Below are 24,219 nucleotides of genomic sequence, written 5' to 3'. Positions count from 1 at the left end.
TTCTCCTATAATATTTTGATGATATCGTTTAATCCTAGTCCACCCAAACCGTCTACGTTAAGAATTAGTTCACCTGTCATTTGGTTTGTGGCAACACTTTTGATCTTGAAAGCACCTGCCGTATTAATTGGTGTTTCCTTTCCATCTATGACGGCTTTAGCTGAAATCTGGTAGTAACCCGGATCATACATCGTTCCATCGTCCTTTAACCCATCCCATTTAAATTCTACTAGACCCCCTGTTTTAGCAGGCTCGAGCGTCAATTCTTTCACTACCTTCCCAGCCTCATCCTTGATCGTTACTTTGATATCTGTTGCTGCAGCTGGCAGCATGACTGAACCGGATAGTCCTTCTTCCTTTGTTAGTGGGCTGATTCCGCTCGGGACTTCCACTTTTTTTCCGATCATTTGTGTAGCAGTCAAGAGCTGTGTGGTTGCAAGACTGTAATTAATATTTTGCTGTACTTCTTTTAAAGTTTTTTGTGTATCTTTGGATGCACTAATGGAACTGATATCAGCCATTTGTTGCAAAATGGTGCTGCTATCCGCAGGATGCAGAGGATTTTGGGATGTCAGTTGTTTTAAAAACAAAGTAATAAAATCATCCGGTGTCAACTCTTTCTTACCGCTAGCATATCCCTTGTTAGCGCCCAAGGTTTCATTGTTTAAGTTATTCACATTATTAATGGTAGTCATTATTTCCTCATTCTTTCAGAACATTAATTGCTTGTGTAATCAGATTTTTTGTTGTGTTGATGACTTCAACATTGGCTTCATATTCTTTTGATGCAGCAATCATGTTAGTCATTTCTTCGATTGAATTAACGTCGCTTAAATAAACATAACCCTCTTCATTTGCAACCGGATTATCCGGATCATATCGACGCTCTAGTTGTTTTGTACTGCTTTTTATGTCAGTCACTCGCACGCCGCCTACGGGTTGATCATCCGAGTTTAAGCCAACGATTTCACTTGTGACTTCACTGAAAATAGGATATCGCTTGTGATAAGTTGTTTCGTTGCTGTTACCAACGTTTCCGGCATTGGCAAGATTACTTGCAATGGTGTTCATACGAATGCTTTGTGCGCTTAATCCGCTTGAAGCATTGGTCAAAACTTTATCTAACGAATTAATCATACTTACTCTCCCTTGATCGCCTTCATGATTTGGTCTGTTTTATTTTTAACGAAGGTCAAATTAACCTGATAATTAAGCGCATTCTGAATAAAGTTTTTACGCTCAATATCTTCATCCACGGTGTTGCCATCAAGATTTGATTGCATTGGCACGCGATAAAGGACTGGCAAAGACCCATCAGTTCCATTTGTTTTTATATGTTTTGGGTCAGATACACCTAATGCATCAGCCTGATTAGAAGCATCCTGTAGCAGCTTGTGGAAATCGATATCACGTGCTTTATAATGCGGTGTTGCGCTATTAACAATATTACTTGATAACAGATTGGCACGTTCTTCGCATAGCACCAATGCCCTCTCAGATAAACCGTATAGACTGTCCGCCATACCTTATCTCCTATTGCGTGCCTTATATATTGCAAATTCCGTGCCAAGCTTAGCTTATATAAAAAACTAATCAAAAATTTGATGATAGTAACTAAATTAAGCCGATTTGATGGGATTTTGATAATATCGGCTGGATTTATAAAAACTTAAATTAAAAATTATTGCCGGATGCGGCAATCTATTGCCATATGGAGTATGGTAAAATTTAAAAATAGAATGGGTAAAGCGAGGAACACATGCAAACCAAAATTTTATGTGAGCTTGCTTGTTTTTTAGGCCTTATTGTTAGCTATTCATCTGCATACGCTGATCAAATCAATGTAAATATGAATAACAATCCTAACACAGGGCAACCACAACAAGTGGTAGTACCACAATGCCCTCCAGCCAATCAAAACAATATTTACGACCCGCGCGTGCCGCCTGCTGGCGTTTATCAAAGCCAAAATAGCACTACCTATACAACCGGCGAAAAGAAACCCTATATTACCGATAATAATTGCAACTCTAACACCAATACGCAACCTTATGTATTTGTGAATCCTACGAAATAATGGTGCGCTATAAGAATTTAATGTAAATTATCTATTTGCATCTAATGCGTTATGAAGATAGGTGCTGACGTGATTGATATTGCGAATGACCTTTCTTATTTCTTCCTGCTTGTCATTAATGATTTTGGTAATTAAATCATTGTGTTGCCTCTGCTTAACTAAATAGATTTTTAACTCATCTCTATTACCTGCTGCTATCATGATGTCAGCAAGCATCTTTAATCGCCTAGCAATCAACGAGTCGACATCGTTAAGTTCTTCTTGCTCTAATTTTCTGACAATCTCTAGCGTAACAAGATCAATTTCGTTGCATAATATTTCGAAATTTTGATTGATATCTGTCATTATTTCTCCTGATTATATTCTTTTCCTATCTCGTCCCATCCTGATTTTATATTATTTATTACTATCAGCGCGATGTCCAAGTAAGCTTCGTCGTTTTTTAGCATGGCATTAAGTAAACATTTTTCTATAAAAACATAATTTGAATCAAGCAAGTTAGCCAGATCAACCGCGCTCTTTTCCTGAAAATTCAAGCATGCACGTAAGTAAAGGATGATTTCATTGGCCTTTTTAATACAATTATTCCGGTTATCCATTTCATTACTACTGACAAATGCCTTGGCTAATTGAATTTGTTGCAGACATTTTTCGAATAACATTTGTATCAGTCTGTGGCGTGATGCCGACATAACTTCAGTCGTAATTTCAATTTCACTATAGATAGCAGGAGAAGTATTCATTTTTTCCTCACTTATTGTTATTCATCGCTAACAACTGTTGGGAAAGGTATTGGCTTGTGACTTGTAATTGGCCTAAAAGTAAATCCAGTTTGGCATATTTCATCACAAGGCCTTCTTTCAGCCTATCTGCATTATCATTTATACCATCAATCTGCTCTTGTAAATCATCCACTTGCTTCTTGGTTAGCGGAATACCGCCATATTGTGTATCATTCAATATTTTCCAGATATCGCCTGTGGACGGCTCAAGCAGACTATTTAGCTCTGTAAAAACGCCACTCGTTCCCACTAATTGGGATTTAATATTCGCATAATTTGCCGTGAGCTTTGTCTCAAATGTTTCGCCCGTTACCGGATCATCAGCAATTTTTAGCATTCCTGTGGGATACATCGTTTGAATTGTTCCATCTGGCAAAGTAATAGTAAATGTCTCAACCTCGTTATATGGAACAGGAATGATGCCCAAACTAGTCAGTGTATCTGCGCTAACCAAATTTTTTAAGTTTGACTGAATCATGACAAGCGTGGAATCCGGCAATGCATTTGTGGCTTTTGTTTTTGCTATTGAAACCATTATATCGTTATATGCATTGACAACATTCTGGACTTCCGCTGCTACTTTGCTTATTTGGTTTGATTCGGTGACCGAAATTGAAATATTGCTGCCTGTGCCTAATAAAGTAATGTTCAAGCCCGCTATCAAATTTGAATTAGTTGATGAAGTATATGACAATCCATCCAGCTCAAACTGGGCATCGGCAGCTGTCATCAGTACAGTACCCGTCCCGCCCGGCCCTGTTGAGATATTAAGCGCGTCCGATCCCGTTCCTGTTTCGGAAATATTTACTTGGTTTGCCGTACCTGATTGAGTAGATGAGATCACCAATCTATACTGCCCTGTACCAGTTGAAATAACAGATGCAGCAGCACCTAAATCATTGGTCGAAGCGCTCAAATTGATTTTATTGGCGATAGTTTGCAGGGTATCATCCGAGGTAATTTCAATGTCAATATTATCTGAACCAATGCTAATAGTGACTGTATTTGTCATGTTTAGCGCAGTATTATCACTTGAGAAGACGCCTGATGCCACGCTTTCAGCTTGCGCAAGTTGTGTTACATTCAATACATGCATGCCAGGCGTCACTGTTCCATCAATTGACACCGTTGCTGCATCGGTGTTGGAAGATGTTGCCTGGTAAGTAGGATTAAAAGTAGTTGTTAAACTTTCAATCTTGTCTTGAAGTGCATCTAATAGCGTTTGAATTTGTGTATACGCGCTCAGGCGTGTTTTTAACGCACTTTGCGTATCATTTAATTGATTGGTTTTATTCAGCGTAACTTTATTGATTTGATTTACTTCACGCTTCATAAGTTGTTCGACATAAGCATTAACATCAATTGATTCAATCCAGCTAGATGGCATAGTCATGTCCTTGATAACTATATATTTTTAAATATCATGGGCACCTAGCGGTGCCCAGATTCCTACTGTATTATGATCTCAGTAATTGCAATGCCATTCCAGGCAGCGCGTTAGCTTGCGCTAACATAGCAATGTTAGATTGCGTCAAGATATTAAATTTCGCCAACATGGAGCTCTCAGATGCATAGTCAGCGTCTTGCACGCGCGATTTTGCAGCATCAAGACTTGCCACCAATGCATTGTTATTGCTAACAGCTGCAGTCAAGTTAACTTCGTTTGCACCGACTTGCGCTAATGCCGTGGTAACCGAGCTAACAGCAGTCTGTAATGTATCAATAGCTGTCTGTGCACCACTATTGGTTGAAATATCCAAGCTCGCTATATTTAATCCAGAAGAACCTGTGGTAAGTTCTTCCAGAGTAATAGTTAGACGGTCATTCGATGTGTTATTTGCACCGACTTGGATAGTAATGGAGCTTGTCGTGCCATTTAATAGATCGATTCCGTTAAATTGCGTGCTCTGCGCAACACGTTCAATTTCGTCTAACAGGGCTTGGAATGTCGTGTTCAAGTTGCCTAACTGAGTTGACGAATATGTACCCGTAGCAGCTTGAGAAGCTAATGTGCTCATTTGTTGAAGAATATTTGATATATTATTCATCGCACTTTGAGCTGTTTGCACCAGCGATACGCCATTTAGACCATTTTGGGCACCTTGGCTCAAAGATGAGGAGGTCTGACCCATACTGACAGCAATAGCCATACCCGCCGGATCATCTGCTGCATTGTTAATGCGCAAACCGGAAGATAATCGTTGCATTGCCTTGGTAAGCCCCGCTTGGTTCGACGTCAGATAATTCTGCGCAAGCAACGCGCTCACGTTAGTATTAATTACAATAGCCATGGGATTCTCCTTTGTAATTTTATATCCTCATAATAGCTATCGGCATCCTACTAAAATTCTTAAATGACATCTCAAGCATAGGTATCAACAAGTGTCCTACTTGATTGTTTTTGATCTTTTTTTTCTGATAATTGAGTTGAAGTTGGCGGATGATCATGGTCATAGGCTTGAGGTTGCCCACGATTCTGCGGGTGGTGATCTTGGCTCCTATCGCTGACTTGTGCAGTTTGTACTTGTATATTCGTCAGGTTAATATCCTGATCATGAAAATGCTGTTTAAGCAATGGCAAGTTGGATTCAACAACTTGTTTAACCTGATTATTTTCGGTCAGAATAAGCAAATCTACATTATTTTTATTGATCCTGAGTTTCGCCAAAATGTGGCCCAATTCAGGCGGATATAGTTTAATTTTCGCATCATAACCTTCTTTTAATTGCGTGTTTAAAGCAGAAGAGTGAGCAAGCTCAATTTTTAAATCATAGTGTGATGGATCATAGTGGCTTGCCGTCATCAGCTTAGCATTTGTCGGATCCCCCTGGACAGAGCGGTTAGCAGCTTGTGTAGTTTGACTATTGATTAAATGGCCTAAATTCATTAATGCTTCTTTATACTTATCTGCTAGATAACTTTCTGTTTTATAGGGCGATTCATGCTGGGTAGCCATACTTGGGGAAATATTGTCAGTTTGCAGCTGAATTTCGTGCTGCGACTTAGAAGGGCTAGAATAAGCTTCTCTATTAATTAATAAATTAATTCCATGTTTAACTGGTTCTATTTGAGAATCTAAATCAGCGGAAGGCGTTTTAATATCCAATGGCTTGGCTTCAGGTAATTTATTTGGCACTTGTTTTAAATTCAAGTTGGTAAACTCTTGCAGCAAATCGCCAACAGATATCTCATCTGCTAATTTAGTTTTGGATGCAATACTTTTTATTTCTGGGGATAACGCAGTGCTATCAATTTGATTCACTTCAAAATTCTGCTTCTGCTGCGCGAACGGTGATGGGATGGGCGGATTGGTTTTACTATCTATTGGCGCTGGAGTGGGATTTATATGATCCGGTTCAAGCAACTTATTCGTCACATTAAGTGGCGAAGCAACAGCTGTCGGATGATTTTCTATAGTCATCTGCTTATCAAATTGCTTGCTTACTTCATTCGCTATCATCCGCTGCATATCAAAAAGAATTGTGCTTGTATAGCTATCGTTATGATTTATCTCCGGAGTTTGTAGCAAATCACTCTGCTGATCAGAAGTCAGCGAGATGGGTTTATGCGGTGAATCTGCTTGGGGATGCGGCGATTCATTGTAAATCTGTAAAAGCAGATTAAACACTAAATCCAGAGATGTTGCTGCAATGGGAGCGGCTAAATTATCCTGACTCATTACTTGACCTTGCCCATCGTGTTTATTCGACTGTATTTTCATACACTGACCTGTGTAAAAACAACTGTCCTGAATTATTATATTACTCTCATGATGCATGCAGAGGAACTACTCATTCATGAAAAAATGTTATCAGGAGGGGGAGAAATTGCAGCCATTTTGGCACTGGTGTATGTTAGAATAAAAGCAGAATGTCAGGATGACAGCTATGGAAAGCACTATCGAACTGGATGAGCGATACGAATCTGCTCTAAATGAAAAAATATTCCCTGCCGATCTTCTCGCCGCTCTTAATTATTATGCCGGCAAAATTAAAGTACTCTCTCTCGATTGCTTCGACACGCTGCTTTGGCGCAGAACAGTTACGCCTATTGATGTATTTTATAAGTTGCAGCAAAAGCCCGCGTTTAAATCCATCGGCCTTAATGCCTTACTGCGTGCTCGATTGGAATCCCAGGCACGTAACTTGAAAGTTATTCAAGATAAAATTTCTGAAGTAAATTTACATGATATATATCAAGCAGGTTATCCAGCGCTCTCCGCAGCACAATTAAACGATCTTGCCGAATCCGAATTAGAAGTCGAAATGGACGTATGCTATGCTTTTCCGCCCATGCTTAGTCTAATGCGCGAGGCACACTCGCGCGGCATCAAAATTATTATTGTAAGTAATACTTACTTTAAAGAAAATGAATTACGTCGACTTCTCGCTCATCGATTGCCATCAGATATCATCAATATCATTGATCACATTTTTTGTTCTTGTGAATACGGTCTATCTAAAACCAATGGATTATATGCGAAGGTATTGGATAAACTTTCCTGCACGGCTGAAAACGTTCTACATATAGGTGACGATATCAACGCAGATTTCAAAGCAGCCAAAAAATATGGAATAAAATCGCTGCAATTACTCCATCATGATAATAATGTTAATGATCTTCAGCGATTGTATGCGGCATCAGCAGCTATTTTCAACCCTGCAAATCGCCATACTCAGCCAATGCTCACGCCTTTTCGTGCAATATTGGCAAGTACTCCTATTGATACGCCAGAAAAAATTGTAGGCTATGCGTCCATTGGACCTATCATGTATTCATTTGCACAATTTATCCTTAACGAAGTTGAAACACTAAAAAATCAGGGAAAAAACCCAAAAATTTTGTTTCTTATGCGAGATGCTTATCTACCATCCGTTATTTGCGAAACGCTTGCCGCCCGCCCCATTGGGAAAAAAATACGGATCAGCCGCTTTGCAGCATTTGCCGCTACTTTTAGGACGCGAGATGATATTGATCAATACTTGGCTGAAGTTTTGTTCTCTGGTAGATTCCGTGATATTGCGCGCCAGCTGTTGTTGCCGCAGGAAATTATTGAACCTCTTGTCCAGGTGACGGAGCAATCGGAAAGTCCCTTAGCAGAATTTATCGATCTTATCCATCGTGAGGATATTCAAAATATAATCTTGAAACTTTCCTCCGCATATCGCCAGAGATTAATCCGTTATTTAGAGAACGAAATTGATTTAAAACCGGGAGACACATTGTTATTTGTGGACTTAGGTTACTCTGGCACTGCTCAACGAAAGCTAGAGCCCGTCTTTCGTGAAGAATTAGGGGTAGAAATTCTAGGCCGATATCTTATTGAATTAGACATCCCCGCTTGGGAGTCATCACGCCGTGGTCTTCTCGATCCATCGTGGTGTGATGATAGAGCCATGCTTTCCCTGGTCTCCTACATTGCCATTCTCGAACAAATTTGTACGGCTAATGAAAAAAGCGTCGTTGATTATGATCAGCAGGGCCGCCCTATCTATTCTGAATCCGGGTTTGAAAAAAACCAATATGAAAAGCTAGATAAAATTCAAAAAGAATGTATTCACTTTATAAAAGATGCAAAAGCCTTTTTTGATCAAACAGGACACTTACCATTAACGGTTTTGCGTGAAGCAGCAATGGCAGAACTGGGACGATTTATTTTTCTGCCTACTGAAAATGAAGTTAATTATCTAGAATCTTTTCAGTTTGACTTGAATTTAGGAACACACGATGTGCTGCAAGTATTTAACCCAGCTGAGGGACTAACCAGTTTGCGTAAGCGCGGATTATTTTTCTCATTCATGGAGAAAAATAAAAAAACAATGCGAACCAATTATCCGGCTGAATTACGTTCAGCCGGACTTGAATTGGTCATGACCTTAATGGCTCAACATCGTTTTGGCATTGATTTGAGATTTAAGGATATGAGTCTGAGACGAGAATCCATTCAAGTGGTGGCATTAAATGGAGACGATTCCAGTACAGCAACAGTTGAAGCATTATTAACTTATGATGGTTATTATTCACTCACTGTTCCCATCAGTAATCATGGTTTTCACACTGGCATATTGTTAGGAAAAAAATATCGGTGGATACAGTTTGAAAGTGCCGAAATCATTACAATCAATTCATTCCTGAAGAAAACCGAGTCACTTTATGCAGAAGATTGTTGGCAATCGCTAGTATTCAATGACATGACGCATAAAGGTGGAAAACTTTATGAATGCGAGACAACGCTGAGTTCGGTTGTGATTCCGGCGCTTAAGAAACTGAATAATAAAAATTATCTTGTGCGGCTTGTTTTCAGACCTATTGTCTTACAGTCTGCGTCATAGATCAGGAGAATAACCATGCAGTCCGTCTTAGACCGATTAACGAATAAAATTACCATGGCACCCATCGACCATGTTCCCTCGGATAATATTTATATGGAAAATATTTTGCCGCCTTCGCTCTATTCACAAATTTTGGCTAATTTGCCGGCGGATCATGACTATGATTTCATTAATCATCCTGATGCGGTTCTTCCGGATGGAACTATTACACGAAAATTGCTGGACCTTTCAGATGAATCGATAAAACGGATGAAATCAGCTGACCAAGATTTTTGGAAGGAATTAAAAAATATATTTGTTTCCGAACAATTATTAAAAATTTTAGTCTCAAAATTTCGGGATCGGATCAACGATCGCTACGGCCCTCGCTGGCCCGAAATGGTGATAGTGCCCATTTTATATCGTGACTTTGCTGGTTACAAAATAAATGTTCATACTGATGCGCCTTATAAAATCGCTACCATGCAATTTTATCTCCCTAAAGACCATACTCAAATCCATCTAGGCACTTCATTTCACCAAAAAATTGACGGCAAATTTTATTTATTGAAAACGAATTTATTTAAGCCCAACTCCGCTTATGCATTCGCCAGAACTGAAACAAGCTGGCATAGCGTAAAACAATTGGCTAACCATGAATCCAGGCGAGACACACTGGCACTTACCATTTATGAAAAAGGCCATGAATATAAATCGGTAAAGGAGTATGTATGACTAAATCGATTGCAAATCTGGGTCTTGGCGAGATTAAAACCGGATTCTTTAAGCAGCATGTTATCCATTATTTAGCCAACGGAAGTGGATGGCGTTTTGATACATTACTTGCAAAAGAACCTGAAACCATTGAATGGATCGAAAGCTTTAAGCCAGGTGAATTATTATGGGACATAGGTGCAAACGTGGGTATTTATTCGATTTATGCTGCAAAATGCGGTATTCGCGTCATTGCCTTCGAGCCCCACTTTGCGAATTATCTCCAGCTCTGTATTAATGTGATGCTAAATAATCTCCAAGACATGGTCATGCCACTTTGCCTTGCTCTGTCAAATCAAAAAGCAGTCAGCACTATTAATCTCGCGAGTATTGAGTTTGGCACTTCTATGTCAAGTTTTGGCAGCAATCTGGATTTTCGGGGTAATCCTTACGTTCCCATTTTCAAACAGGGTATGATTGGTTATGACATTGACAGTTTTATTGATGAATTCAAGCTAAATTACCCCAATCATTTTAAAATTGATGTCGATGGTATTGAGTTAGACATCGTAAAAGGTGCTAAACAAACATTTGCAAACCAGAACGTCCGATCGGTTTCCATCGAATTAATAGACACGGATCAAGAACAAGTAAATGGTGTGACAAGCATTTTATCGCAGGCTGGTTTTAATTTTATACACAAAAAACAAAACGCAGCTTTCGCCACACCCCAGACCAGGGACGTCATGAATTTTTTATATAAGCGTCGAGCGTAATTATTATTTTAATATTTTGATAACAGGAGCCAGTCATGATCAGGGATGCAGAATCGATTTTAAGAATTTGCGGAATCGGCAGCTATTTGCATATTGGATGTGGTGAGAGCAAACTTGTTTTTGATTTACTTAAAAGATCGGTTGACGCTTATGGAATGGATCCGTCACAGGAAATAATCGAAAAAAATCTTGCTTATGCACCTGGCCGCTTTATTCATGGCTCGCTTTCCAATTACCCGTTCAAACCTGAAAGTTTTGACACGATCATCATCGGCATCGAGCTCTTTAATTTCAACACTGACCATTTATCCGCCGTACTCAAAACACTACACTCACTGACTAAGCGCAACCTCATCATCTACTTTCCACCCGATGTTATCAACATGATCCCGCCTCAACGCGCTGAAGCCAATCGATTATTTTGGGAAAAAATCGCGATCGAGGCCGGCTTCCGGCACCACCCTCGGAGTATGTTACATACGCCCTACCATGAATATGAAAATGAAAAAATCAGCAACATGATTTTCTTTGAACGTGTCGCACCTAAGGCACTAAACGATTTCCCCTTATCATGGTTGCTCGCGACACGTGATTTACATATGGATATGCTGCGTGAAGCAGGCAGACGCGCAGATGGACACGTATCGCGTTATGTATTAGCCGCTTCTAAAATAAGACCAGGCGACACCGTACTTGATGCAGCATGTGGTTTAGGTTATGGCACCGCCGTACTTGCCGCATGCAGTCCAGGCGCAAAATTTATCGGTGTCGATATTGATGAAACATCCGTTGCTTATGCCAACGCTAATTTTGCAGCATCAAACCCTGCCATTTCTTATCATACCTGCGATGTCGCTAAGCTCGCTTTTATTCCCGACCATTCCATTGACGTTGTTGTTTCATTTGAAACTATTGAGCATTTGCAGGATTACGATCTCTTTCTTACAGAGGTAAAGCGAGTGCTTAAACCGGACGGCCGCCTTATTGGCAGCGTGCCTAATTTGTGGTGCGACGAAACGGGCAAGGATCCTAATCCCTACCATTACCACGTATTTGACTGGAAAAAACTCTATCATGCTATTGGGAAGCATTTCATTATTGAAGACCGCTGGGCTCAAACGGCTGGTGGCGGCTTTAAACTGCGTAATGGAAAGCGTGAACTTCGGCATGTTCCTATTACCTTGCCTGATAATATCGAAACCGAATGGTGGATTTTTTCCGCCTGCGCAGATCCAAGAAGCGCAAAATCCATTCCTTATAGCAATCCTTTTTGCAAACAGGATGCTGCTATTCCGACCGTGGTTGATTTTGGGAAATACTATGCTAATCCATGGATATATCGAACCATGGTGCAATTAGGTGAAAGAATTGCGAACCGGGATATCCTGATTTTATTTTGCGTCAGTATTGCAAATGAACTGCCGCCAGGCTCCCCTGACCACGGTGCTGCGCTTTGTGTTCTCAGTTATCAAATACTTGAATCAGGACTTATTAATACGCAGGATGTACAGAAACTCATTTCTGCCATCAATAAATTTGATGAAAATTATGACCGTCAGAACCCACACGCGTGGCGCTGGGCTATCTCCCTGCATTATGTAGGAGCACGCATATTGTTAATGACAGGGAATCGCGAGGATGCATTAGCCACGTTCATTACCTGCGCAGAAATGGATCCCTTGCGTTTCAGCCCGCTCCTTGCCACAAAAACAATTTCCGCACGCATGTATGCAGGGCTTATCCTTGCTGGGAATGGTGATCTGGAAAAAGCGCATGAACAATTCAGTCTGGGTGTTAAAGAGGCAAGGCGCGTGCTGCAAAGCGATTGGAAAGACGCCATTGGTGACATTGAGCTTCCATTATCATTCGGCTTACAGGAAATTGCTGAAGTCGCTGACATTGCCAGCCAATGCGCTCAAGCCGTCAACGCCATCGAAAGACAGGGAACCGTACCTGGATACTTCTGGGATCGCATTAACTTGCGGCGTTTTGGTATTGTTGAATGGACCAAAAGTGTTGAACGTGAAAATGAATCGTTACGGCAACAAATCCAGCTCCTTGCTACCAGCAATATGATGAAAACTGAGGTCTGTGCCTGACACGAAGCATGATGGGTGAACAAAAGATGCATACTGATGATTTTTGTAATATAGGTAAACAGGTCATCGAGCAAGAGGCCAAGGCGATTCAACTGCTCCTCTCCCGTATTGATGAGCATTTCGCCCGGGCCTCGGATATTCTGATGAACTGTAAGGGATATATTATTGTGATGGGTATGGGGAAATCCGGCCATATTGGCAAAAAACTTGCGGCAACATTTACAGCCACCGGCAGCCCCTCTTTTTTTGTCCATCCAGCCGAAGCCATGCATGGTGACAGCGGTATGATCACTGCCCGTGATACCGTCATCATGCTATCCAAGTCCGGTGAAACAGAGGAAGTACTTGGTATTATCCCCCTCATCAAACGTTTAAATATTCCTTGCATTTCACTCACCGGCAACACGCGGTCAAAGCTTGCCAAATCCGCCACTATCAATCTGGATGTCAGTATCACTCGTGAAGCCTGCCCTTTGGGACTTGCTCCCACTTCCAGCACAACAGTTACACTTGTCATGGGTAATGCATTGGCTGCGACAGTGTCAGAACGCAGAAAATGGCTTATGGAGCAGAACCAGGATGAGAGTAAGATTAGCCTAATCGGTATTTAGAATACTATCGCATCCCTATCTTCGCTGGAAACGATAACATGGTTAAACGGCTATCGCTTTTCCAGACCATAACCATGTACCTGTGGAAAATTTTCCTGAACTGATTACATTAAGCTGAGCGCGATCCAGGATAACAGTCACAAACGTTCCATCATTTTCAGCCCATTGAACAATCTCAATATTCTTTGAAAGCTTTTTTCTGTTAATAAAATCTGTTTCGGTTTGGCCTTTATCGGGTCCACTCAAGGATTGCCAAGTAATAGTATTATCAGTAAGTTTGACATCAAATGCCCTGTCGCTCTCGTATTTAAAAATATAGTGTTCAACCTTCGGCGCAGCAGCGACACTGGAAGTTGCAAAAAATGCAAAAATGAATGCGGCAAATGCGATTTTTCTTTTCATGATTTCAATCCTCTCGGTGCTATTTTAAATCAAGCTGAACTCGGTTCTTTTGCGATTAATACCCTACGGTAAAGCGTTGCCGGATATGTTCTGGATTTTCTAATTCGTCCAGCATTGCAACAGCATAGTCCTGCGTTGATATCTTGCTTTCACCTTTTTCATTGCTCAGCAGTTGGTTCTTGCCCAGCCTGAATTTTCCTGTGCGTTCGCCTGGTTGCAGTAGCGCGGATGGGCTCAGAAAAGTCCAATCTAGGCTAGATTCCGCTTCTAAAATATGGAGTACTTCACGCATCGCCAATGCCATAGATTTATACTCTTCTGGAAATTCAGCCGTATCAACTAATTGCAGCTTCGGCCTGACGTCAAGACTCCCTGCTCCACCCACTACTAATAGACGTTTAAGCTTTGCAGTTTTAACTGCATGTATAATTAATTTTATCCCTTCTACTTGTAGCCGCATGGCCTTGGAATCAGGCAATCCTTCCCCGAAGGAATTAAAAGCACTGATAACCGCGTCATGGCCTGCTATTGACTGGGCTAATTTAGCTTGATCAAAGACATCCATCTTTTTGCCTATTAAATTACTATACTGCGGCAGTTTCTCAGGATAACGAACAAGCGCTGTTACCCAATGCCCGCGATTCAATGCCTCGGCAAGAATGTATGAGCCAACAAAACCTGTCGCGCCAATTAATGCTATTTTCATCAAAAACTCCTCGCATCAGTTAATTCTTGTACATACATTAAAGCCAGTTATTGTATTTGTATAATGCATAATATATATTTCTGCTATGCGTGAAATGAATATAAAAAATTTAGATCTTAACTTGCTGGCAGCATTAAATGCTTTACTGGAAGAAAAAAACGTTACACGTGCTGCTGCGCGTATCAATTTAAGCCAGCCGGCAACAAGCCGCGCTTTAGCTCGTCTGAGAAACATGTTCCAGGATCCTTTGTTAGTAAAAGGGGCAAGGGGGATGGTATTAACAGCGCGGGCAAATGAACTTTATCAACCATTACAGCATATCTTGAACGATATAACCGCTATGGTTTCTCCCCCTTCGATTGAACCTGGCGCTATGCAAGGAGAGGTTGTAATTGCAACGCGTGATTATGAACTAGCCGCCATTCTTCCCAAAGTAATTAACCGGCTCAGAGTTGAATCGCCTAATTTAACGCTCCGCATCATTCCACTAATAGGCGATGATTTGAGTTCTTTAGAAAATCAGCATGTGGATTTTATTTTAACAGCCACTGAGAGCAAAGCAGCCACCTTATATCGTTATACCGTTTATAAGGAAAGCTTTGTCTGCTTGGCCTCAAAAGATAACCCCGCTATCCAGAAAGGCATGACTTTAGAAACTTATACGGCGGCAAAACATTGTCTGGTCACCATTTCAGGTTTTGGCTTAGGTATAGTTGATACACTCCTTGCGCAGAAAAACCTTAAGCGCAATGTCGTTGTTCGCGTTCCCCATTTCTTAGCTGTGGCACATATTATTGCCGACTCAGATTTGGTGGTAACCCTACCCCGCCGGCTTGGTGAATTGTTATCTCGGCAAGAAAACATCATCTTAATAAATCCGCCTCTCAAAATCCCTTCCTTTCCTGTTTATTTGTATTGGCATGCGCGCAATCAAAATAATCCTATACATCGTTGGATTAGAAAGGTAATTCAAACAAGCGATGGAAAGTAGGAGCATAAAATATAACGATATAAGTACGAATGCTAAGCTATTAAAATGGTTTATCCTGTAAATCTACACCTTCAGTTAATATCAGGGTCGAGTAGACCGCGGGAATTGCACCCGCAGTCCCTCACAGAACCGTACGTGAACCTCTCGATTCATACGGCTCTTGTTATTCAAACCAAAGGTGATCCCCAACCATAGCGCCAATGCTCGAATAAGTGTGGTTTATATTTCCTTACCTGTCCGAGATATTTGAGCGCTTGATCCATTGAGGCTTTGTGACACTTGCCTCTAAACTTGTTTTTACACCAGCGCTTTAAATAGTGCTCTACCTGCAAAAGGGGCGATTGCATCTCTGATCGATAGAATTTTCCATAATAATTGACCCATCCACGAAGGTAGGGATTGATCCATTTTGCAAGACTCTCTATCGTTTCATAGGTGCGTCGATGTATTCGCCAGCGTTTTATCACTTGACGAAGGCTCTTCTTAGCACTATTGCTAATTGCTGGAACAAAGCCTACAAATTGCTTGCCAATTTTTGACCGTGTTAACCTATGTCGAAAGGTGTACCCCAAGAAATCAAATTTTCTATGAGGATAATCGTCATAAGCCTCTGACAAGCCACAGTAAACAATCTTTGTTTTCTCACGATTAGTTGATAATTTACATTCAGCTAATCGTTCTGAAATGGCCTTGAGTATTGTTTCCGCTTCTGCTTTTGTTCGGCAATGCACAAGAATGTCATCCGCATACCGCTCAAAGCATATATTTGGATAAGCTTTTCTCATCCATTTATCGAATGCATAATGTAGAAACAAATTTGCCAGCAACGGGCTAATTACTCCCCCTTGAGGCGTACCTTGTATTCGCATAACCCGCGTACCATCTGGCTGCTGACTATCTGCGGTTAGCCACCGCTTAATGTACAGCAATGCCCATCGGCACGACGTGTGTTTCTCAACGGCGCGCATCAAAAGCCCATGGTCAATACTGTCAAAGAACCCTTTTATATCAAGGTCAATGACCCACTGATACTTCCAGCATCGCTGCCTTGCTGTAGCAACCGCATCCAGTGCTGATTTCTTGGGACGGTACCCGTAAGAATCTTCATCGAAATGCGGTTCTAACTGGGGTTCAAGTATTCTTTTTACCACAGTTTGTGCAATACGGTCAGCAACAGTCGGAATACCAAGTGGCCGTTCTCCTCCTGATTTCTTAGGAATTAGAACGGTTTTAACTGGCGGTGGAAAGTAACTTCCTGATGACATCCGATTCCACAGTTTGTATAAATGCTGCTTATGTTCCTCATGGAACATTTTGATCGAAATTTCATCTACCCCAGCTGACCCAGCATTTTTAGCCACCTGTTGATAGGCACCAAAAACAAGTTGTTTAGGAATATCAAATGATTTTGCTTTATCCAAAAGCTCCTCCCATTTCTGGTTGACTGATCAATAAAGCGGAATAACTTAGTCTCTTCGTTCCACAACCATTACAGTTGTATCTGCACTACTACAGACTAATCCGCCCCTGTGATTTGCATTGGTACTCTCATCCTAGGGTTTTATTCCTTGGACTTCTCCCTTATCATCAAACCGCAGGTTCCCGCAGTTCCGCATTTAAGCCTGAAACAGCCTCGCGCCACCTCCATACCGGACACCGTTCACCCAGTAGACAGGTTTCCGATGAACTTATCCTAAGGTTGTGAAAACACCTTAGTTTTGATGCCATCCGAGTTCTATTTCGATACGTCAGCAGTGGTTCACTTCCGTTCGCCTTGCTGTTTCGCACATGACTGCTAAATGCAGCCTTTTCCCTAACGCTCACGACAAGGACTTTTGATCCATGCCGCTTAGGGTTGTTTAAAGCCTACTCCTGCAAGTCGGCTTCGGAGGGCCTTCCTCCATCTCAAATGCAGCTTTTAAGTTCGAAGTTATTCACTCCTATGCAGCTGCGGCGCACTTCCATGTAGAACAATATGACACATTATTAATAATATAATCATATAGTTAATTTTAAAGATCCCTCCAAATTGATCTAAAGAAATCAGATGGACAGATCTGGACTTTGGCCATTTTTGAAAAGCGTTCACAATCAGTCATTCCGAGCGCAGCGAAGGACCTCCTTTTGTGCATTGGGAAATCCTTCGAGCAAAAAAAAACGCTCTCAGGATGACAGCATTATCGAGCACCTTCTCGGCGGGAGTGTGTAATGCTTAAATCCTGTAAATCTACACTCTTACTAAGTATGCTTATTTAAGGGGATCCTACCTATTTTTATTAAAATAATCAATTAATTATAGAATTTTTTTCCCTGGGAAAAATTATTTTAGCATAAGACGATAAATGACAGCAGATCGAATCAGAGAACTCTGTAGTCCTTCAAATAGCGGGTACTTGATTCGAATATCAACAAAAGCGTTTTTGAGCAAGTGCATGGTATCATTATCAAGATAAAACGCCTCAACCTCCGATAATTCTGCCTGATTAATATCACCGCCATGCTCAACGTAATCGACAAAACTAGGCTGAAGCAAAAAATTAGAAATAGCCTCTTTGAGCCACCTGCTTTTGCCGTGAAGACCATACCCTGACTTAATTAACGCAGTTTGCATTTCAGCTTTAAGGCGTTTTGGGAAACGAACCGTTACTTTTTTGGTTTTACCTTTCATTAAACACACTCTTCAACACTGAATTCTTTTTCGATTGTCTTAAACAAGTCCTTAAATGCTTTTTTTACCGATTTGGATGAAGCCCAATCAATATTCTTAAATCCGTGCCGATACTTAACCAATCGTGAATCTGACAATAGTATTTCAAGCAATTGCTTTGCCACAGATACATTACTGATCTTACCCAAATTAACAGCACCACTTGTCTGAGATTTGGGAACGATTGGCTTTTTGCCAGCGACTTCTCGGTAATGGGTCAGTGAAGTAATTTCCTCTTTTGACGATTGGATCCAGGAAATAATTTGGTTACGCGCTCCCTTGTCTTTCATCGTCACAAGTTCTTGTACAAGTTTTAAATTGTTTAGCTTACCAGACTCAATTAATTGAATTATTTTTTCATCCGCTTTTAGCAAACAAAAATAGCGATAAGCCTGAATAGTGGATACACCTAACAGATTTTGCAGGATACGCTCGTTAAAGTCGTCCTGATGTGTTTTTTGGTAAGCATCTGCCATGGCAAGAAGATTGTTAAATTTTTCCCACAGTGATAAATCCTGCCTATTAACATTTTCGACCCACTGCGTATAACGCAAATTAAATTCTTCAGGCTTTTGATTAATGCGCACAGGTACCGCTTTCTGGCCCGTCAAGAGCGCAGCTAGATAACGTCGCTCACCAGAAACAATACGGTATTTAGGACCCTCTTTATAAACTTCGATAGCATTTCTAATGCCCACACGTTTGATTGATTCAGCCAGCTCATTTAAGGCATCAAGTTCTTTGATTTTGACTTGGTACTGTGCGTCTGCCTGGTTTAATCCATTAAACAGTTCTTCGCGGGAAATGCTTAGTTTACGAGGATTTTCCGGGTCAGGTTCAATCATGTCGATTGCCATCATGTCATAATGCAATTGTCCCTGGTTAGAGGCAGCAGATTGTATTGTGCTACGGATACCATTCGCCAAATCAGGGGAAATACTGAATCGCTTTTTAGTTGACATATACATTCATCCTTTCTTCAATTTCCATACAGGCCGACAAAACTTCTTGTTTTGCAGGATTTTTATCAGGGTACATAAAAATAGAGGGTGGAACTGCACCGTCTGCATCCGCTTCTGCATAGATGAGCCTTCGGCCTATTTTTGATTCCAAGACATAGTCGGGCATTTCGCGCTTCAAACTGTCTAAATGATCCTTATGTATGATCCCACGTCGATCAAATGAATTGGGTAACACCCCGATAAGATTGAGAGGATGGTGGTCCGGACGTCGCAAGGTTTCTGCTTTCCAGAGATGGATCATTCCATAAATACCTTCAATAGGCTGAGGCTCCATAATAGAAGGAATGAGCAGATCTGTTGCAGCACGCACTACGCTGATGGTTACCGGTCCTTTAGAAGGTGGCGTATCAATGATAATTTTATCGTAGCTATGCCGAACATCATCGAGGGATAAAAATTTAGAAAGTTGATCGTAAACTTTTTGTACAACTTCGTCTCGAGTAACAGCTTCCGCCAGCAGAAGCTTGGAACTATGGGAAGGCGCAACCTCAAGCGTGTTAATGTAGGTGGAATAGGGGAAAACCATTTCACCAAAAAAAATACCGGCAATACTACTTCTTCCATCCCAATCCTTGTCTTCCGGCGCGCTTGAATCATAACTTGGATGTAACGGAGGGATTCTACCTTCTTGTTGATAAGGATCAATTTCCATTTTCAAGTATCGGTTGCTGAAGTTAGCTTGAGGATCCATATCCAGCGCAAGAACACGTTCTTTTTTAACAATGGAAAAATATTCGGCAAGAATCCTGCTCGTTGTGGTTTTGCCAACTCCACCCTTGTTATTGACAATCGCAATAATTCTCATTGCATTTCTCCTTTTTTTCGCCTACATTCTACTAAGTATTACGGTATTCCACAATAGAATGTAAATAAAATCCTCTATAGAAAAGCACAGTGTGTTTATTTTATTTAGTTATATTTAATTTGTTTAACAAGGCTAAGCACTTGTGTTTGTTAAATAAATTGCTTTATAGGTGTAGGGCTGCGGGATGACAGGTGTAGGATAACAGGATATAAAGTGTAGTGTTACAGGATGACAAGTGTAGGGCTACGGGATTAAAAGTGTAGGGTTACAGGATAAGATAAATGGACAGTAAAAAGAAAAGGACAAGGGAAAAGACGGAAGACCGAAAGGATTCCAGTCTAATTTTAAAAAAGCATGTAGGTCTGATTCATTGTGAAAATAAACTAACATTGATACAGAGAAAAATATGCAACATCTTGCTTTTTAATGCGCTGGATAAAATAAATGATCAAGATATCTATGAGATTCCGTTACGGAAGTTATGCAGCCTGGTTGGCTACAATAGCAACGACATCAAGTTAATCAAGGAATCAATCAAGAGCTTAATCGCTGTAGTCATGGAATGGAACCTGCTCGAGGATAGAAAATTTCTAAACGAAGAAGATTACCCTGAAGATGCTATTACCTGGAATGCCAGCTCGCTGCTCGCAGGTGCTTCGATAAAAAATGGCATTATCCGTTATTCCTATAGCCCGCAAATGAAGTCCATATTATCTTCGCTGGACATATATGGGCGTATAAATCTCTTTGTTCAAGCCAAATTCAACTCCACTTATAGTCTGGTGCTCTACGAAAATTGTGTGCGATTTAAAAATTTACAGCAGACATCCTGGTTCCCACTCTATTTATTCCGTTCTTTAATGGGAGTTACGCAGGATAAGTATCGGTCTTTTAAGGAATTTAAACGTAACGTGATTAACGTTGCCGTCAATGAAATCAATCAAAAGGCGGATATTTATATAGAGCCTCAATACAAGAAGTCGGGGCGCAATATCACCGCGATCCAATTTTTACTGTCTGAAAACCAAAAATATAAGCCAGCATTTAAAAAAATAAGCCGGCAGGAGAAGGTAGGTGACTATCCAAGGCAGCGATCGAGTATTATCGAGATTCTCATGGCCGAATTTAATTTTTCAGAAAAGCAAGCCAACGAAATGGCGGCGGCTTATGCGTACGAATATTTAATAGAAAAAATCCAGATGGTAAGAGCAAAACAAACCAACGTGCAACAGCCAGCCGCTTATCTTATAGCTGCATTAAAAAAAGATTACAAGAATCAAACTGGTCATAAATTATCATCCAACAATAAAACAAATGAGCAACCTTATCAGCGTGTAGCCCAGAGTGCTTCAGAAATATCATCGCTCAGAAATAAATACATGACATATCGTTTGAACATGTACATAAAATTTGTACAGCAACAGGCAGAAAATATTCAAAAATCCATCCAGGAAAAATTTGAGCTGTCTTTAAAACCAAAGTTAGAAATATTCAAATTTTATAAAAGGAAGGGGTTAACATCGCCATTTGTAATGAGTGATTTTATGTCTTTTATAGACGAGCATTATCCGCAAATAGTGAACGAATATCTGGATTTTGAGGAGTATATTACAGCAGACGAAGTCGAAGCATAGATGCGTGGACAAAGCATGTCTGCAACTTATTGATTGTTAATTGACACTCAATCATGACAAGCATTAATGATAAAATGAGGATATGTTCTCAGCGAGGTATCACTCATGAGACTCTATCAACTGCCTATCATCATAATGTTGCTGACAGGATGTGCGACTTCTTATGGACCAGCAGGGGAGATAGGGGGATTTGATACAGGTGGTTATGCGGATAAAAGAATTAATGCAAACACGGTTGCCGTTAGTTTTAGTGGGAATTGGCTCACGAAGCAAAACACGATCAGGGCTTATGTTTTATATCGTTGCGCAAAAATAACCATCGAAAATGGCTATGACTATTTTATCGTGACTTCCTCCAGCGTTTCACCAGTCAATGTAAGCGTTAAAACGGGAAGCAAAAATTATCTCACTATCCCGCCAAAACTCTACGATATTTTTTATACGAAAACAGATTATAGATCCTACCGTTTATCGGCTTCACGTGCGGCAAAGTGCTATCCATGCAATCAAAATAATCAGCACGCTGTAGTTGTCGTTATAAAAATGTTTGAAGGGAAAGCGCCTGATATTCCTAATGCATTTGATGCAAATGATGTTATTGCACACCTTGGACCAGCAACACTTTAGCTGATTTTTCTGTTATGAGATACAGAAAATTACAATAATCCCAATTTATAAAATTGGGATTATTGTGTCTAAATTAAATAGGAAGATTTAATTATACTGCCCATATTGACAGATAATACGTGAAGTGCCGTAGTTATCCAAAATAACGGCGCCAGCGTTTGTTGGCAAATCACAGCCATGAGATAGCGAAGCGACTTTATTTCCGTTCGCATCTACAATGGCGGCGGCGGTAATAGTAAGATTTTCTAGTTTAGGTTTGAGCTCACCCAAAACAGTGAGATGATTGTTGCCAGCCTGGGAAGAACCTAATTTATGTTCCTTAATGAGCGAACAGATTTTTTTATCGGCATCACACATGGAATAGCTAACTACCATTGGCATTTTGGTATTATTAACAATCATAATAGGATGATGTGGTGAAGCGACAGCGATTGAGCTAAAAAACGCTGTGCCCATTAATAAGACGAGTGGCTTGACAACATTCTTCATAACTTTCCCTCCGTAGAATTATTCATGAAGTAAGAAGCTATTTTATTGCAGAATAGCAGGAATTACAATCAATTGTGCACGAAGAAAATAAGCATACTAAACTTAATTAATATTTATTTGCAGCGCAGACACAGTTTGTTGGTATCAATAACATGATCAGGATACAAAATAACCATACGCTCCAAGAAATTTTGCAATTCCCTAATATTTCCAGGCCATTGATAATCACATAAATAGGATATGGCTTGATCAGTAAATAGAACGCGATGCTTTAATCGTTCATATATTTTGTCAAGATGATAATCAATAATAAGCGGTATATCATCTTTTCTTTCCGATAAGCTTGGGAGTTCGATAGGGAAAACGTTAAGCCGATAATATAAGTCTTCACGAAATTTGTGTTTTGTTACCATTTGTTCGAGATTTTTATTGGTGGCTGCAATTAATCTTACGTCTACATCGATGGTAGTATTGCCACCTACGCGTTCAATTTTGCGGTCCTGGATAACACGTAACAGTTTTACTTGCATCTGCAATGGCATGTCGCCAATTTCATCTAAAAACAACGTGCCTCCTTTCGCCATTTCAAAGCGACCAGCTCTGCGCGCCATCGCTCCTGTAAATGCTCCTTTTTCATGGCCAAATAATTCACTCTCAATTAATTCGCCAGGAATAGCACCACAATTAATAGGCACAAATTGATGCGATTTTCGATCTGAAAGTTGGTGAATGCAAGAGGCAACGATGTCTTTACCAGTACCTGATTGGCCTAGAATGAGCACGGTCGTGTCGGATTGCGATACCTGCATAATAATTGATTTAATCGCGCGAATTTTGTCACTATTTCCGACCAGTTTTTCAAACACTTTAGAATTTAACAGCTCGGTGTTATCAAAGTTTCTTTCGAAAAGAGAAAGCGTTTTTTTTAACTCATATTTATTAAAAGGCATGCTTAACAAATGAATGGCTGCGCTCCACGAATCATGCAGGGTGTCGATTTTACCCCAAGAAATAACCTTTTTTTGGGCAGCATTTACTAATTCATGTATTTTTTGCGCATGCTGGCTCTCGATATTGTTGCATACAAAGGTAGCTATGGAGCTAGAGAGCATGCTCAAATTCAGTTCGTGCAAAGAAAGTTTTTTATAAGGAAGCTCCAGCAAGGAAAGGGCATTTAAAACATAACAGCAATCATGACAGTCATCGCTTACTAAAACATATTCCATTTAGGCAATTTAAATGCGGTTGTCGCATTTACTCCATGTATATGCTAAGCAAATATTCCAATCTACAACATAACAACCATCTAAGATATTGTCAAATAAGTAATACAATCGATTGCACAGCTGCATAAATACTTTTTCACCACGCAAGAACAAAGCTTAATTTGCTAAGACAGATAATAGATTAGAAGTTGGTACGGAAATTGCATAATGAATAATGCAATGATTGTTTCTATGGAGTTA

24 protein-coding genes and 1 pseudogene are annotated in these 24,219 nt (G+C 40.4%); 9 read left to right on the top strand and 16 right to left on the bottom strand.

The features are described from left to right. Positions 1–5: 5 nt before the first annotated feature. The 3 genes from AQUSIP_RS11475 to flgB are packed head-to-tail and all read right to left on the bottom strand — an operon-like array spanning position 6 to position 1,523. Positions 6–695: a flagellar hook assembly protein FlgD gene (locus tag AQUSIP_RS11475; protein WP_114835165.1), complete on the bottom strand. Its 690-nt coding sequence runs from the start codon at positions 693–695 to the stop codon at positions 6–8. Positions 696–702: 7 nt separating this feature from the next. Further along, positions 703–1,137: a flagellar basal body rod protein FlgC gene (flgC, locus tag AQUSIP_RS11470; protein WP_114835164.1), complete on the bottom strand. Its 435-nt coding sequence runs from the start codon at positions 1,135–1,137 to the stop codon at positions 703–705. A gap of 2 nt (positions 1,138–1,139) precedes the next feature. Further along, positions 1,140–1,523 carry a flagellar basal body rod protein FlgB gene (gene flgB, locus AQUSIP_RS11465; protein ID WP_114835163.1) on the bottom strand — a complete coding sequence of 128 codons (384 nt, stop codon included), beginning with the start codon at positions 1,521–1,523 and terminating at the stop codon, positions 1,140–1,142. A gap of 236 nt (positions 1,524–1,759) precedes the next feature. On the opposite strand from flgB, the gene AQUSIP_RS11460 reads away from it, so the two are divergent. Continuing rightward, positions 1,760–2,077 (top strand): hypothetical protein, encoded by a 318-nt coding sequence (locus AQUSIP_RS11460; RefSeq protein ID WP_114835162.1) that lies wholly within the window; start codon positions 1,760–1,762, stop codon positions 2,075–2,077. Positions 2,078–2,104: 27 nt separating this feature from the next. Here the strand turns inward: AQUSIP_RS11460 and AQUSIP_RS11455 are convergent, their stop codons facing one another. From AQUSIP_RS11455 to AQUSIP_RS11435, 5 genes are all read right to left on the bottom strand, one after another. Continuing rightward, positions 2,105–2,422, bottom strand: coding sequence for a hypothetical protein (locus tag AQUSIP_RS11455; protein WP_114835161.1), 318 nt, complete (start codon positions 2,420–2,422; stop codon positions 2,105–2,107). Next, positions 2,422–2,820, bottom strand: coding sequence for a flagellar export chaperone FliS (fliS, locus tag AQUSIP_RS11450; RefSeq protein ID WP_114835160.1), 399 nt, complete (start codon positions 2,818–2,820; stop codon positions 2,422–2,424). Before fliS ends, AQUSIP_RS11455 begins: the two co-directional genes overlap by 1 nt. Positions 2,821–2,827: 7 nt before the next feature. Continuing rightward, complete coding sequence (gene fliD, locus AQUSIP_RS11445) at positions 2,828–4,246, bottom strand: flagellar filament capping protein FliD (protein ID WP_170131868.1); 1,419 nt, start codon at positions 4,244–4,246, stop codon at positions 2,828–2,830. 70 nt (positions 4,247–4,316) lie between these two features. Next, entirely contained in the window at positions 4,317–5,150 is an 834-nt protein-coding gene (locus tag AQUSIP_RS11440) for a flagellin N-terminal helical domain-containing protein (RefSeq protein WP_114835158.1), read from the bottom strand. A gap of 71 nt (positions 5,151–5,221) precedes the next feature. Next, complete coding sequence (locus AQUSIP_RS11435; protein ID WP_170131867.1) at positions 5,222–6,580, bottom strand: flagellar hook-length control protein FliK; 1,359 nt, start codon at positions 6,578–6,580, stop codon at positions 5,222–5,224. Positions 6,581–6,746: 166 nt separating this feature from the next. Here AQUSIP_RS11435 and AQUSIP_RS11430 point away from each other — a divergent pair, with 166 nt between their 5' ends. The 5 genes from AQUSIP_RS11430 to AQUSIP_RS11410 are packed head-to-tail and all read left to right on the top strand — an operon-like array spanning position 6,747 to position 13,370. Then, a complete protein-coding gene (locus AQUSIP_RS11430) occupies positions 6,747–9,191 on the top strand; it encodes an HAD family hydrolase (protein WP_170131866.1) in 2,445 nt (814 codons plus the stop codon). Between the two features lie 15 nt (positions 9,192–9,206). Further along, on the top strand, positions 9,207–9,905 hold the full coding sequence (locus AQUSIP_RS11425) for a hypothetical protein (RefSeq protein ID WP_114835155.1): 699 nt from the start codon (positions 9,207–9,209) through the stop codon (positions 9,903–9,905). Then, the gene (locus AQUSIP_RS11420) at positions 9,902–10,660 is read left to right on the top strand and encodes an FkbM family methyltransferase (protein ID WP_114835154.1); all 759 of its coding nucleotides are present in this window, start codon (positions 9,902–9,904) and stop codon (positions 10,658–10,660) included. The genes AQUSIP_RS11425 and AQUSIP_RS11420 overlap by 4 nt, the downstream gene beginning before the upstream one ends. A 35-nt stretch (positions 10,661–10,695) precedes the next feature. Beyond that, positions 10,696–12,759 carry a class I SAM-dependent methyltransferase gene (locus tag AQUSIP_RS11415; RefSeq protein WP_114835153.1) on the top strand — a complete coding sequence of 688 codons (2,064 nt, stop codon included), beginning with the start codon at positions 10,696–10,698 and terminating at the stop codon, positions 12,757–12,759. Positions 12,760–12,785: 26 nt separating this feature from the next. Continuing rightward, the gene (locus tag AQUSIP_RS11410; protein ID WP_114835187.1) at positions 12,786–13,370 is read left to right on the top strand and encodes a KpsF/GutQ family sugar-phosphate isomerase; all 585 of its coding nucleotides are present in this window, start codon (positions 12,786–12,788) and stop codon (positions 13,368–13,370) included. 42 nt (positions 13,371–13,412) lie between these two features. Here the strand turns inward: AQUSIP_RS11410 and AQUSIP_RS11405 are convergent, their stop codons facing one another. Continuing rightward, complete coding sequence (locus tag AQUSIP_RS11405) at positions 13,413–13,772, bottom strand: MoaF-related domain-containing protein (protein WP_114835152.1); 360 nt, start codon at positions 13,770–13,772, stop codon at positions 13,413–13,415. A gap of 55 nt (positions 13,773–13,827) precedes the next feature. After that, the gene (locus AQUSIP_RS11400) at positions 13,828–14,478 is read right to left on the bottom strand and encodes an NAD(P)-dependent oxidoreductase (RefSeq protein ID WP_114835151.1); all 651 of its coding nucleotides are present in this window, start codon (positions 14,476–14,478) and stop codon (positions 13,828–13,830) included. Positions 14,479–14,572: 94 nt separating this feature from the next. Here AQUSIP_RS11400 and AQUSIP_RS11395 point away from each other — a divergent pair, with 94 nt between their 5' ends. Beyond that, the gene (locus AQUSIP_RS11395; protein ID WP_170131864.1) at positions 14,573–15,469 is read left to right on the top strand and encodes a LysR family transcriptional regulator; all 897 of its coding nucleotides are present in this window, start codon (positions 14,573–14,575) and stop codon (positions 15,467–15,469) included. A gap of 167 nt (positions 15,470–15,636) precedes the next feature. Here AQUSIP_RS11395 and ltrA read toward each other — a convergent pair whose 3' ends face one another. The 4 genes from ltrA to AQUSIP_RS11375 all read right to left on the bottom strand — a co-directional run bounded on the left by ltrA (position 15,637) and on the right by AQUSIP_RS11375 (position 20,003). Further along, complete coding sequence (gene ltrA, locus AQUSIP_RS11390) at positions 15,637–16,890, bottom strand: group II intron reverse transcriptase/maturase (RefSeq protein ID WP_114835532.1); 1,254 nt, start codon at positions 16,888–16,890, stop codon at positions 15,637–15,639. 899 nt (positions 16,891–17,789) lie between these two features. Then, positions 17,790–18,137 carry a hypothetical protein gene (locus tag AQUSIP_RS11385; RefSeq protein ID WP_114835307.1) on the bottom strand — a complete coding sequence of 116 codons (348 nt, stop codon included), beginning with the start codon at positions 18,135–18,137 and terminating at the stop codon, positions 17,790–17,792. Then, entirely contained in the window at positions 18,137–19,138 is a 1,002-nt protein-coding gene (locus AQUSIP_RS11380) for a ParB/RepB/Spo0J family partition protein (protein WP_170131880.1), read from the bottom strand. The genes AQUSIP_RS11385 and AQUSIP_RS11380 overlap by 1 nt, the downstream gene beginning before the upstream one ends. After that, on the bottom strand, positions 19,128–20,003 hold the full coding sequence (locus AQUSIP_RS11375) for a ParA family protein (protein ID WP_114835309.1): 876 nt from the start codon (positions 20,001–20,003) through the stop codon (positions 19,128–19,130). Before AQUSIP_RS11375 ends, AQUSIP_RS11380 begins: the two co-directional genes overlap by 11 nt. Before the next feature lie 281 nt (positions 20,004–20,284). On the opposite strand from AQUSIP_RS11375, the gene AQUSIP_RS11370 reads away from it, so the two are divergent. Both AQUSIP_RS11370 and AQUSIP_RS11365 read left to right on the top strand, forming a co-directional pair. Beyond that, a complete protein-coding gene (locus AQUSIP_RS11370) occupies positions 20,285–21,637 on the top strand; it encodes a replication initiation protein (RefSeq protein WP_114835310.1) in 1,353 nt (450 codons plus the stop codon). A gap of 105 nt (positions 21,638–21,742) precedes the next feature. Further along, positions 21,743–22,264 (top strand): CC0125/CC1285 family lipoprotein, encoded by a 522-nt coding sequence (locus AQUSIP_RS11365; RefSeq protein ID WP_114835311.1) that lies wholly within the window; start codon positions 21,743–21,745, stop codon positions 22,262–22,264. A gap of 87 nt (positions 22,265–22,351) precedes the next feature. Here AQUSIP_RS11365 and AQUSIP_RS11360 read toward each other — a convergent pair whose 3' ends face one another. Next, entirely contained in the window at positions 22,352–22,753 is a 402-nt protein-coding gene (locus AQUSIP_RS11360; protein WP_114835312.1) for a hypothetical protein, read from the bottom strand. Between the two features lie 131 nt (positions 22,754–22,884). Further along, positions 22,885–23,622: pseudogene (locus AQUSIP_RS11355) on the bottom strand (sigma-54 interaction domain-containing protein); the annotation flags it as partial. Between the last annotated feature and the right edge of the window lie 597 nt (positions 23,623–24,219).

The sequence above is a fragment of the Aquicella lusitana genome (genome assembly GCF_902459475.1).
In the GTDB taxonomy this organism is placed as follows: Bacteria; Pseudomonadota; Gammaproteobacteria; order DSM-16500; family DSM-16500; genus Aquicella; species Aquicella lusitana.
The sequence above is the reverse complement of the archived record's forward strand: the minus strand, read 5'-3'. Positions and strand labels throughout refer to the sequence as shown.

Bases quoted from the DNA above. Each gene is read 5' to 3' on its own strand.
- fliS (WP_114835160.1), bottom strand. From the start codon at position 2,820: ATGAATACTTCTCCTGCTATCTATAGTGAAATTGAAATTACGACTGAA.
- AQUSIP_RS11380 (WP_170131880.1), bottom strand. From the start codon at position 19,138: ATGTCAACTAAAAAGCGATTCAGTATTTCCCCTGATTTGGCGAATGGT.
- AQUSIP_RS11435 (WP_170131867.1), bottom strand. From the start codon at position 6,580: ATGAAAATACAGTCGAATAAACACGATGGGCAAGGTCAAGTAATGAGT.
- AQUSIP_RS11415 (WP_114835153.1), top strand. From the start codon at position 10,696: ATGATCAGGGATGCAGAATCGATTTTAAGAATTTGCGGAATCGGCAGC.
- AQUSIP_RS11365 (WP_114835311.1), top strand. From the start codon at position 21,743: ATGAGACTCTATCAACTGCCTATCATCATAATGTTGCTGACAGGATGT.
- AQUSIP_RS11420 (WP_114835154.1), top strand. From the start codon at position 9,902: ATGACTAAATCGATTGCAAATCTGGGTCTTGGCGAGATTAAAACCGGA.
- AQUSIP_RS11405 (WP_114835152.1), bottom strand. From the start codon at position 13,772: ATGAAAAGAAAAATCGCATTTGCCGCATTCATTTTTGCATTTTTTGCA.
- AQUSIP_RS11360 (WP_114835312.1), bottom strand. From the start codon at position 22,753: ATGAAGAATGTTGTCAAGCCACTCGTCTTATTAATGGGCACAGCGTTT.
- AQUSIP_RS11395 (WP_170131864.1), top strand. From the start codon at position 14,573: ATGAATATAAAAAATTTAGATCTTAACTTGCTGGCAGCATTAAATGCT.
- AQUSIP_RS11410 (WP_114835187.1), top strand. From the start codon at position 12,786: ATGCATACTGATGATTTTTGTAATATAGGTAAACAGGTCATCGAGCAA.
- AQUSIP_RS11400 (WP_114835151.1), bottom strand. From the start codon at position 14,478: ATGAAAATAGCATTAATTGGCGCGACAGGTTTTGTTGGCTCATACATT.
- AQUSIP_RS11375 (WP_114835309.1), bottom strand. From the start codon at position 20,003: ATGAGAATTATTGCGATTGTCAATAACAAGGGTGGAGTTGGCAAAACC.
- flgB (WP_114835163.1), bottom strand. From the start codon at position 1,523: ATGGCGGACAGTCTATACGGTTTATCTGAGAGGGCATTGGTGCTATGC.
- AQUSIP_RS11460 (WP_114835162.1), top strand. From the start codon at position 1,760: ATGCAAACCAAAATTTTATGTGAGCTTGCTTGTTTTTTAGGCCTTATT.
- fliD (WP_170131868.1), bottom strand. From the start codon at position 4,246: ATGCCATCTAGCTGGATTGAATCAATTGATGTTAATGCTTATGTCGAA.
- AQUSIP_RS11455 (WP_114835161.1), bottom strand. From the start codon at position 2,422: ATGACAGATATCAATCAAAATTTCGAAATATTATGCAACGAAATTGAT.
- AQUSIP_RS11440 (WP_114835158.1), bottom strand. From the start codon at position 5,150: ATGGCTATTGTAATTAATACTAACGTGAGCGCGTTGCTTGCGCAGAAT.
- AQUSIP_RS11370 (WP_114835310.1), top strand. From the start codon at position 20,285: ATGGACAGTAAAAAGAAAAGGACAAGGGAAAAGACGGAAGACCGAAAG.
- AQUSIP_RS11425 (WP_114835155.1), top strand. From the start codon at position 9,207: ATGCAGTCCGTCTTAGACCGATTAACGAATAAAATTACCATGGCACCC.
- AQUSIP_RS11430 (WP_170131866.1), top strand. From the start codon at position 6,747: ATGGAAAGCACTATCGAACTGGATGAGCGATACGAATCTGCTCTAAAT.
- AQUSIP_RS11385 (WP_114835307.1), bottom strand. From the start codon at position 18,137: ATGAAAGGTAAAACCAAAAAAGTAACGGTTCGTTTCCCAAAACGCCTT.
- AQUSIP_RS11475 (WP_114835165.1), bottom strand. From the start codon at position 695: ATGACTACCATTAATAATGTGAATAACTTAAACAATGAAACCTTGGGC.
- flgC (WP_114835164.1), bottom strand. From the start codon at position 1,137: ATGATTAATTCGTTAGATAAAGTTTTGACCAATGCTTCAAGCGGATTA.